Here is an 8,468-nt window from a genome sequence, read left to right as displayed (position 1 = left end):
GCTCGTCGCTATCGCACCTCGCACCTCAGGCAGCGGTGAGCCGCCACAACGGAATCGGGGCCGGACGCTTGGCGTCCGGCCCCGGATTTCCCCTGTGAGAGGTGAGGGTCTAGTTGCTGGAGACCTCGTAGCCCATCGGCAGCATCGTCGACTTGTGCTCGAGGAAGGACTCCAGGCCTTCGCGGCCGTTCTCACGACCGATGCCGGAGTTCTTGTAACCGCCGAAGGGGGACTCGGGATCGATTGCGTACCAGTTGATCCCGAAGGTGCCCGTGCGGATCTTGGTGGAGATCTCGATACCGCGCTCGACGTCGTTGGTCCACACCGTGCCGGCGAGTCCGTAGTTGGAGTCGTTGGCGATGGCGATGGCCTCGTCGACGTCGTCGTAGGCGATGACCGACAGGACGGGTCCGAAGATCTCCTCCTGGGCGATGGCCATGTCGTTGGTGACGCCGGTGAAGATGGTCGGGGTGAGGAAGTAACCCGAGTCGAGGCCCGCGGGGCGTTCGCTCTCGAGAGCCGGTGTGGCACCGGCCTTCTTGCCGAGTTCGATGTACTCCTCGACCTTCTGGCGCTGCTTCTCGGTGATCAGCGGGCCGAGCTGGGCCTCGGGGTCCGACGGTAGTCCGACCTTCATGGCCTTCGCCGCGTCGACCATCGCCGCGACGATCTCGTCCTGACGGCTGCGCGGCACCAGGATTCGGGTCTGCGCGACGCAGGCCTGGCCGGTGTTGAACAGTCCGAGGAACGTCAGCATGAAGGCGTTCGCGGCGATGTCGACGTCGTCGAGGACGATGGCCGCCGACTTGCCGCCCAACTCGAGCGAGCAGCGCTTGAGGGTCTCGGCGCAGGCGGCGCCGATGGCCTTGCCCGCGGCGGTCGACCCGGTGAAGGTGATCTTGTCGACGTCGGGATGGGCGACGAGGGCCTGGCCGGTCTCGGTGCCGCCGGTGACCACCGAGATCGCCTCGGCGGGCACGCCGGCCTCGATGAACAGCTGGGCCACGTAGTTACCGGTGAGCGGGGTCTCCGGGGCGGGCTTCAGCACCACCGAGCAGCCTGCGGCGAGTGCGGCGCCCATCTTGTTGCAGGTGATGAACAGCGGGACGTTCCAGGCGCAGATCGCGCCGACGACGCCGACCGGCTCGCGGGTGATTCGGGTGGTCCCGAACAGGCCGGTCCGGTACTCCTCCCACTGGTAGTCGCGGGCGGCGTTGGCGTAGGCGCGCAGGACGCCGGTGCCGGGCAGCTGCTGCAGGGTGGCGATGGCGCTCGGCGGCGCGCCCATCTCGGCGGAGACCAGTGCGGTGATCTCGTCGCCGCGCTCGTCGATCAGGTCGGCGACCTTAGCGATGATGTCGGCGCGTCGAGCCGGGGGTGTCGAGCTCCACACTCCGGAGTCGAAGGCGGCGCGTGCGGCCTTGACCGCGGTGTCGACGTCGGTGGCGTCGGCGTGCGGCACCGAACCGACACGTTCCCCGGTGGCGGGGGAGAAGACCTCGAGGGTCTCACTGGAATGGGGATCGACCCATCGGCCGCCGATGAGCAACTGGGGTTGATCCCCGCCGCCGGTGACTGTTGCGGTGTGGGACTCCACGGTCTCGGTCATTACGCGTGTGCTCCTCAGGAGGACGGGTCCTTGCCGGTCAGCGGCGGATTTACCTCCGCACGCGGGCAAGTGTGAACTACGGCACACGCAATACTAGAACACGTTCTAACTTCGCCGCCAGGGGCGGCGGCGAATCAGCCCCGGCCGAAAGCCGCTCGGGCCTCCAGCCCTTCCATGACGTCCTCCAGCACGTCGAGCTGTCCGGCCGGGTCGGCGGCCTCGAGCAGGCGTTGCTGATCGTGCGGCTCGACCTGGAGTCGGTTGGCCCAGAGGTAGATCGGCGACACGTCCGCCATCAGGGGATCGGCGTCGATGATGTCGAGGGCGGCGAAGATCGTGTCGACGTCCTTGCCGGCGGCCTCGAGGGTCTGGCGCATGACGACGCGCAGGCGCTGGTCGATCGAGTGCAGCCGCTCGAGGTCGGCCTCGGCGGGCTCCGGTTCGGGGAGGACCTCGATCCGGGCGCGGGGATAGGGATCGTCGGGCAGCCATTCGACGACCCGGAACCGGCCGATGCCGGTGCCGGCCAGCAGTGCCCGTCCATCCGGGAGCCGATCGGTGACGTCCGCGAGCACCATCGTGCCGGCGTCGCAACGCACCTCGCCGCCACCGACCTCGGAACCGCGGGCGATCAGCACCACCCCGAAACGCACGACCGGTCTTCCGTCGGACTCCTCCATGAGGTCGTCGACCATCTGCCGGTAACGCGGCTCGAAGACGCGCAGCGGCAACTCGCCACCCGGCAGCAGGGCGGTGCCGAGCGGGAACATCGGCGAGACGAGCTGCTCACCGGCCGGGATGAACGGGCTCAGGGCTGCTCCGTCAGGCCTTGGGTCGCGCGTCGAGCACGACCTCGAACTCGAGCAGATCGGCACCTGACGCGACCGGCTTGGCCCGCTCCCCGGCATGCGCCTCCTTCGCCGGGCCGGATGCCCACGCCTGGAAGTCCTCCTCGGACTCCCACTGCGTCACGACGAAGTAGCGGTCGTCGCCCTTGACCGGACGCAGCAACTGGAACCCGAGGAACCCCTTGGAGCCGTCGACCGAGTGGGCGCGGTTGGCGAACCGCTTCTCCAGCTCGGGTCCGGCGCCCTCGGGAACGGTGATTGCATTGATCTTCACAACAGCCATGTGTCCACCATAGGCGTAGCGGGGGCGGTCGTGACGGTGTTGCCCGACCCCGAAGGATCGTTCGGACGGATACAGTTTCGGCCATGTTCGACACCCACGCGATCGGCGAGATCGGGTTCCGCGACCACGGGGGTCCGGTGATCGTCGACGACGCCCGCGGGCCACTGGACCAGGGCACGACGGCTCGGCCGATCGTCCTGCTGCACGGGCTGATGGGGCGTGGGCGCACGTGGCGGCGACAGGTGCCGTGGCTGCGCCGGTACGGCCGGGTGTTCACCTACGACGCCGCCTTCCACACCGGCGCCGACGTCGAGGATCCGGACAGCACAACAGAACTCGCGACCGAACGATTCGTTGCCGACCTCGCCGAGATCCTCACCTGGATCGACCGCGGACCGGCAGTCCTCGTCGGGCACTCGATGGGGGCGCTGCACGCCTGGTGCACCGCCGCGACCTACCCGGAACTCGTGGCGGCGCTCGTACTCGAGGACATGGCACCCGACTTCCGCGGGCGGACCACCACCAACTGGACGCCCTGGTTCGAGTCCTGGCCCGAGCGTTTCGAATCCGTCGACGAGGCGGTCGCGATGTTCGGTCCGGTGGCCGGCCGGTACTTCTACGAGGCGTTCGACGACGGGCGGCTCCACGGCCGGATTCCGTTGTGGGGCGCGATCGCCGACGAGTGGGGCGTCCGCGACTTCTGGTCGGAGTGGAATGCGGTCGCGGTGCCGTCGCTGGTCATCGAAGCCGAGTACACGGTTACGCCGCCCGGCCAGATGCGCCGCATGTGCGAGGTCAACCGGCATGCGCAGTATCTACGCGTCGAGGGGGCCGGGCACCTCGTCCACGACGACGCACCACACGTGTATCGCGGTGCGGTGGAAGCGTTTCTGTCCGGTCTCGACAGCTCGCAGAAATAGATCGGGGCGCACACGATGTCTCGTGCGCGCCCCGAAGGAATGGATCGAGATCAGGCGGGATCGGCGGGTGCGATCGGTGCGCCGTTGAGTCGACGCCAGCAGTGGACCAGGAACAGCTGCGCGACCGGGGCTGCCACGATCAGTCCGACGTAGCAGACGAGCACACCGACGAGGTTGATCGCGTAGGTGACCAGCAGTGCGATCAGCGAGTCGCCCACCTTCGACTTGGTCAACTCGAACGACGTCTTCATCGCGTTGATCGGCGAGAGTCCCTTGTCGATGGTCGCGACCACCGAGAACATCAGGAAGAACATCGCGACGAGACCCGGGATGATGCACAGCGCGTAGCCGATTCCGGTGATGATGCCGACCAGGATCGCGGTACCGACGACCGGCCCGAACCGGATCGGGGTCAGGAACGACTTCGCGGTCACCGGTTCACCGTTCGCGACGCGGACCGCGCCCGAGATGATGCTCGCCTGAATGTAGAGCAGGCCCAGGATGAACACGAGGTACACCAGGCCGAAGAGGACCGAGCCTCCGAAGCCCAGCGACGTCTCCTCGTAGTAGAAGCCGTTCCCGTAGTCGACTCTCTCGGTGGTACCGAAGATCGCCACTGCGGAGAACCCCACCGCGATGAGGGCGGCGCCGAGCAGGAACACCGCCAGGCCCGGCAGGATCATGGCGCCGACGTTGTTCTTGAACTTGTTGAATGCCCAGGAGAACGCCTCGCCCACATCGACCTTGGTACCCGGGGCGCCGGGAGCGCCCGGGTACGCGCCCGCGCTGCCGTACTGCGGTGCACCCGGGGGCGGCGGAGGCGGTGCCTGGCCGTACTGCGGCTGACCGTAATCGGGCTGCTGGCCGTATTGCGGCGGCTGCTGTCCGTAATCGGGCTGCCCGTACTGCGGCGGCTGCTGGCCGTACTGGGGCGGGGGCGGTGGCTGCTGCCCGTACTGGGGCGGCTGCTGCCCGGGTTGTCCACCCGGCTCATTCGGGTCCGACGGCGGGACAGGAGGATACGGCGGCTGACTCATGGATCGGGACATTAGCAACGATCCGGGTCCGGCGGGAGACTATGCCCGAACGATCAAATGACTGGGCACCGACCTTGGCACGAATCATGTGTCCCTGTGGGCGGATTGTCTCGTCGAAGTCGGCGGCGTTACCGCGACCTGCGGTGACGCCGGTTGTCCGATGGCTTCAGCCCTCGCCTGCAAGGCAATAGCGCCCGTCGTTGGTGATCTCCACGAGCCCGTCGACGAGCAGCGAGTCGAGGGCACGGTCGCGTTGGGCGGTGTCGCTCGTCCACACCACATCGAGCTTCGCCCGTTCCACTGAACCGGTGGTGCCGCGCAGTACGTCGAGAAGGAGGCCGCGGACCTGGCGGTCGGTGCCGGCGAACTTCTGGGTCTTCCGCGGCGGGCCGGTGTGTGCGGGACGGCCGAGTCGTACCCAGGTGCAGTCCACGAGAGGACAGTTGTCGCACTTGGGGTTTCGGGCTGTGCAGACGAGCGCGCCCAATTCCATGAGGGCCGCGGAGAATCTCGGCGCGTTGGGTGCGAAGCCCGCGTCGGCGGCGCGGGGGAGGAGTCCCTCGGCGTCGTCGAGGTCCCGTCGCGAGGGGTTGCCCGGCTGTTCCCGGCCGTGCACCGCCCGCGCGATGACGCGGCGGACGTTGGTGTCGACGACAGGAACCGCCTGGCCGTAGGCGAAGCAGGCGACCGCCCGTGCGGTGTAGTCGCCGATGCCGGGCAGGGTCAGCATCGTCGCGACGTCTTCGGGCACACGGTCGTCGTGTTCACGCGCGAGGACCTTCGAGCATTCGTGGAGACGGAGGGCTCGGCGTGGGTAGCCGAGTTTGCCCCAGGCGCGCAGCACCTCGCCTGCGGACTCGGCGGCCATCGCAGACGGCACCGGCCAGCGCTCGACCCACTCACGCCACGGCTCCACCACTCGGGACACCGGGGTCTGCTGGAGCATGATCTCGCTGATGAGGATCTGCCACCCGGTGCACGACGGATCTCGCCAAGGAAGGTCACGTTCGTGGGTATCGAACCAACCGAGCAAAGCGCCTGGTGGCACACTATTGATCATGATCGGAATGACACCACGTCAGGCCTGGCGCGTTCTGCGCGACGGCAACGACCGATTCGTCACTGGCGAGTCCCAACATCCCAGTCAGGGTATCGAGGACCGCGAGCGACTCGTCGGAGGGCAGCATCCACACGTGGTGCTGTTCGGCTGCGCGGACTCCCGCCTGGCCGCCGAGATCATCTTCGACCAGGGGCTCGGCGACATGTTCGTCGTCCGAACCGCAGGCCACGTCATCGATTCGGCCGTTCTCGGCTCGCTCGAGTACGCCGTCGAGGTGCTCGAGGTCCCGCTGATCGTGCTCCTCGGCCATGACAGCTGCGGCGCGGTCAAGGCGACCCTCGACGCTCTCGACGACCTGCAGATCCCGGGTGGCTACATCCGCGACGTCGTCGAGCGCGTGACGCCGTCCATCCTTGCCGGACGCAGCGAGGGACTGTCGCGCGTCGACGAGTTCGAGGCGCGTCACGTCGTGGAGACCGGTCGCCTGCTGATGCAGCGCAGCCGCATCGTCGCCGACCGCATCGCCACCGGGAAGCTCGCGATCGTCGGCCTGACCTACAAGCTCAGCGACGGCCGGGTGAACCTGGAATCCGTCTACGGCGACATCGGCGAGAAGCCGTCGCGCTCCGCGCAGGCCGAGACCGCCTGAGCTGCAACCGGCCCCGAGCCTGAAGGCGAACTCTAGACTTTGCCTGCTCCGGGCCGTTTTTCGGCCGCGACACGCCGCACGTGATCAACCGGAAGTCAAGATCCGGCCGTTAGCGTTGTGGACGTGATCGAACCCCAGGGCCCGCTGCCACCCGAGATCTACTGGCGACGACGCGTCGTCGCCGGGGGTGGCGCGCTGGTCGTAGTGGGGTTGGTCGTCGCTCTCATCGTGTGGATGACCTCCGGTGGGGACGCGCCGCAGAACACCGCGGCCACCTCGTCGGTTCCCAGTAGTGCCGCGCCGTTGTCGGAGTCGGCGCCCCCGTCGTCCGAGCCGCCCGCCGCCGGCAACGCCGGAGCGGGTGGTGGTCCGGGTGGCAACGCTCCCGCCGGTGCCGGAGCCCCGGGCGGAGCGTCCGCGTCGGCGTCACCCCCGGAATCGGCAAGCCCCGCCGGCGTGCCCGGTGGTCCGGCGGGCCCCAACCTCTGCCCGGATCAGGCGATCTCGGTGGTCCTCTACACCGACAAGCCGACGTACACGATCGGTCAGCAGCCGGTCTTCACGATCGTCACCACGAACGCCGGCCTGTCCGACTGCACCCGCGACGTGGGCAAGGCCGCCCAGAACGTGATCGTGCGGACGCTCGACGGGTCGCGCACGCTGTGGTCGGCGCGGGACTGTTCGCCGATCGACACCGTGAACAACGTGGTCCTCAAGCCCGCACAGCAGGTCAAGGACACGATCACCTGGTCGGGCACCACGAGCAGCCCCGGGTGTGAACGCCCGCGGACCCAGGTCCCCGCCGGTTCCTACTCGGCGATCGGCAAGATCGGCGAGCGCGAGTCGTTCCCGATCACCTTCAACGTGGTCGCACCGGCGCAAGAACCCTGATCGACGGAGAAACCTGATCGTCTGGAGCCCCGATTCGTCGGGGCTCTAGTCGTATCGCTCGATACTGGTCTCCGCGAGCCGCGACAGGCCCTCGCGGATGTGCCGCGCCCAGATGCTGCCGATGCCCTCCACCGCCTGCAGGTCGGCCGAGGTGCTGGCGAGCAGCGCCTGCAGCGTGCCGAAGCTGCGGACCAGGCGGTCCACGTGCGCGAACTGCAGACGGGATATACGTGCGAGCAGGCGGTAGCCGCGCGGACTCATGGCGTTGTCCTGGGCGTCGATCGTCGTCGGGTAGCCGAAGGCGCCGGCGAGCTGGGTGAGGTCGAGGAGATCGGCGTCGCTGAGTCCCTCGATCACCTCGAGCGCCTGCCGCACGTCCTCGGCGGTGGCCGGTTCGGGGCTGGCGTAGTAGTCGCGGACGAGGAGTTCGCGCATCGTGTCGTTGTCGCTGATGAGCTCCTCGAGCTGCAGGCTCACCTGCCGGCCGTTGGTGCCGAGTTCGAGGACGTACTCCTCGATCTCCACCGACACACGGCGCACCATCTCCATGCGCTGCGCGGTCGACATGGCGTCGCGCAGCAGTACGTAGTCCTCGATCTCGGCGCGCGACAGCGCGGCGATCACCTCGTCCAGGCGTGCCTTGTAGCGTTCCAGGGTCGCCAGGGCGACGTTCGCGCGCGACAGGATGGGGTCGGGGCTCTCGACGACCCGACGCGCGCCGTCGACGTAGACGCTGACGATCGACATCGAGGCACTGACCGAGATGACCGGATGCCCGGTCTGGATCGCGGTGCGCTCGGCGTTGCGATGCCGCGTGCCCGATTCCTCGGTGGGGATCGACGGGTCCGGTACGAGCTGGACGTTGGCGCGCACGATGCGCTTGCCGTCGGTGGACAGGACGACCGCGCCGTCCATCTTGGCGAGCTCGCGCAGCCGCGTGGGGGCGAACTCGACGTCGAGGTGGAAACCGCCGTCGCAGATCTTCTCGACGTCGGAGTCGTGCCCGAGCACGATCAGGGCGCCCGTACCGCCGCGCAGGATCCGCTCCAGGCCGTCGCGCAGCGGGGTGCCCGGTGCGACGCGCGCCAACGTCTCACGCGTGAGCTCGGACTTCACCACTTCGGCAACCATGTCTCCCCTTCGGCACCGGGCACTCCCGGGCGGACGACGC

General features: G+C 68.3%; 9 protein-coding genes. 3 read left to right on the top strand and 6 right to left on the bottom strand.

Annotation, left to right across the window (positions count from 1 at the left end):
- Nucleotides 1-109: 109 nt before the first annotated feature.
- From OK17_RS14935 to OK17_RS14925, 3 genes are all read right to left on the bottom strand, one after another.
- Nucleotides 110-1,609, bottom strand: coding sequence for an aldehyde dehydrogenase (locus OK17_RS14935; protein ID WP_119031329.1), 1,500 nt, complete (start codon nt 1,607-1,609; stop codon nt 110-112).
- 134 nt (nt 1,610-1,743) lie between these two features.
- Nucleotides 1,744-2,379 (bottom strand): LON peptidase substrate-binding domain-containing protein, encoded by a 636-nt coding sequence (locus OK17_RS14930; RefSeq protein WP_461417923.1) that lies wholly within the window; start codon nt 2,377-2,379, stop codon nt 1,744-1,746.
- Nucleotides 2,380-2,431: 52 nt separating this feature from the next.
- On the bottom strand, nt 2,432-2,740 hold the full coding sequence (locus OK17_RS14925; RefSeq protein WP_119031331.1) for an antibiotic biosynthesis monooxygenase family protein: 309 nt from the start codon (nt 2,738-2,740) through the stop codon (nt 2,432-2,434).
- An 83-nt stretch (nt 2,741-2,823) separates the two neighbouring features.
- Between OK17_RS14925 and OK17_RS14920 the strand changes: the two genes are divergently transcribed.
- Nucleotides 2,824-3,660 carry an alpha/beta fold hydrolase gene (locus OK17_RS14920; RefSeq protein WP_461417922.1) on the top strand — a complete coding sequence of 279 codons (837 nt, stop codon included), beginning with the start codon at nt 2,824-2,826 and terminating at the stop codon, nt 3,658-3,660.
- A gap of 50 nt (nt 3,661-3,710) precedes the next feature.
- Here OK17_RS14920 and OK17_RS14915 read toward each other — a convergent pair whose 3' ends face one another.
- Nucleotides 3,711-4,697 (bottom strand): DUF2189 domain-containing protein, encoded by a 987-nt coding sequence (locus OK17_RS14915; RefSeq protein WP_461417921.1) that lies wholly within the window; start codon nt 4,695-4,697, stop codon nt 3,711-3,713.
- A 166-nt stretch (nt 4,698-4,863) separates the two neighbouring features.
- Nucleotides 4,864-5,757, bottom strand: coding sequence for an HhH-GPD family protein (locus tag OK17_RS14910; RefSeq protein ID WP_461417920.1), 894 nt, complete (start codon nt 5,755-5,757; stop codon nt 4,864-4,866).
- Between OK17_RS14910 and OK17_RS14905 the strand changes: the two genes are divergently transcribed.
- A complete protein-coding gene (locus tag OK17_RS14905; RefSeq protein ID WP_461417919.1) occupies nt 5,756-6,406 on the top strand; it encodes a carbonic anhydrase in 651 nt (216 codons plus the stop codon). The genes OK17_RS14910 and OK17_RS14905 overlap by 2 nt on opposite strands.
- A 123-nt stretch (nt 6,407-6,529) precedes the next feature.
- A complete protein-coding gene (locus tag OK17_RS14900) occupies nt 6,530-7,297 on the top strand; it encodes a hypothetical protein (protein WP_461417918.1) in 768 nt (255 codons plus the stop codon).
- Between the two features lie 45 nt (nt 7,298-7,342).
- Here the strand turns inward: OK17_RS14900 and disA are convergent, their stop codons facing one another.
- The gene (disA, locus tag OK17_RS14895; protein WP_006865342.1) at nt 7,343-8,428 is read right to left on the bottom strand and encodes a DNA integrity scanning diadenylate cyclase DisA; all 1,086 of its coding nucleotides are present in this window, start codon (nt 8,426-8,428) and stop codon (nt 7,343-7,345) included.
- Nucleotides 8,429-8,468: the final 40 nt, after the last annotated feature.

This window comes from Gordonia sp. GN26 (assembly GCF_054823965.1).
Note: the sequence above shows the minus strand (reverse complement) of the source record. Positions and strands in the feature narration are given on the sequence as shown.

Excerpts from the sequence above, each read along its gene's own strand:
- OK17_RS14935 (WP_119031329.1), bottom strand. The coding sequence starts at position 1,609 with ATGACCGAGACCGTGGAGTCCCACACCGCAACAGTCACCGGCGGCGGG.
- OK17_RS14930 (WP_461417923.1), bottom strand. The coding sequence starts at position 2,379 with ATGTTCCCGCTCGGCACCGCCCTGCTGCCGGGTGGCGAGTTGCCGCTG.
- OK17_RS14925 (WP_119031331.1), bottom strand. The coding sequence starts at position 2,740 with ATGGCTGTTGTGAAGATCAATGCAATCACCGTTCCCGAGGGCGCCGGA.
- OK17_RS14920 (WP_461417922.1), top strand. The coding sequence starts at position 2,824 with ATGTTCGACACCCACGCGATCGGCGAGATCGGGTTCCGCGACCACGGG.
- OK17_RS14915 (WP_461417921.1), bottom strand. The coding sequence starts at position 4,697 with ATGAGTCAGCCGCCGTATCCTCCTGTCCCGCCGTCGGACCCGAATGAG.
- OK17_RS14905 (WP_461417919.1), top strand. The coding sequence starts at position 5,756 with ATGATCGGAATGACACCACGTCAGGCCTGGCGCGTTCTGCGCGACGGC.
- OK17_RS14910 (WP_461417920.1), bottom strand. The coding sequence starts at position 5,757 with ATGATCAATAGTGTGCCACCAGGCGCTTTGCTCGGTTGGTTCGATACC.
- disA (WP_006865342.1), bottom strand. The coding sequence starts at position 8,428 with ATGGTTGCCGAAGTGGTGAAGTCCGAGCTCACGCGTGAGACGTTGGCG.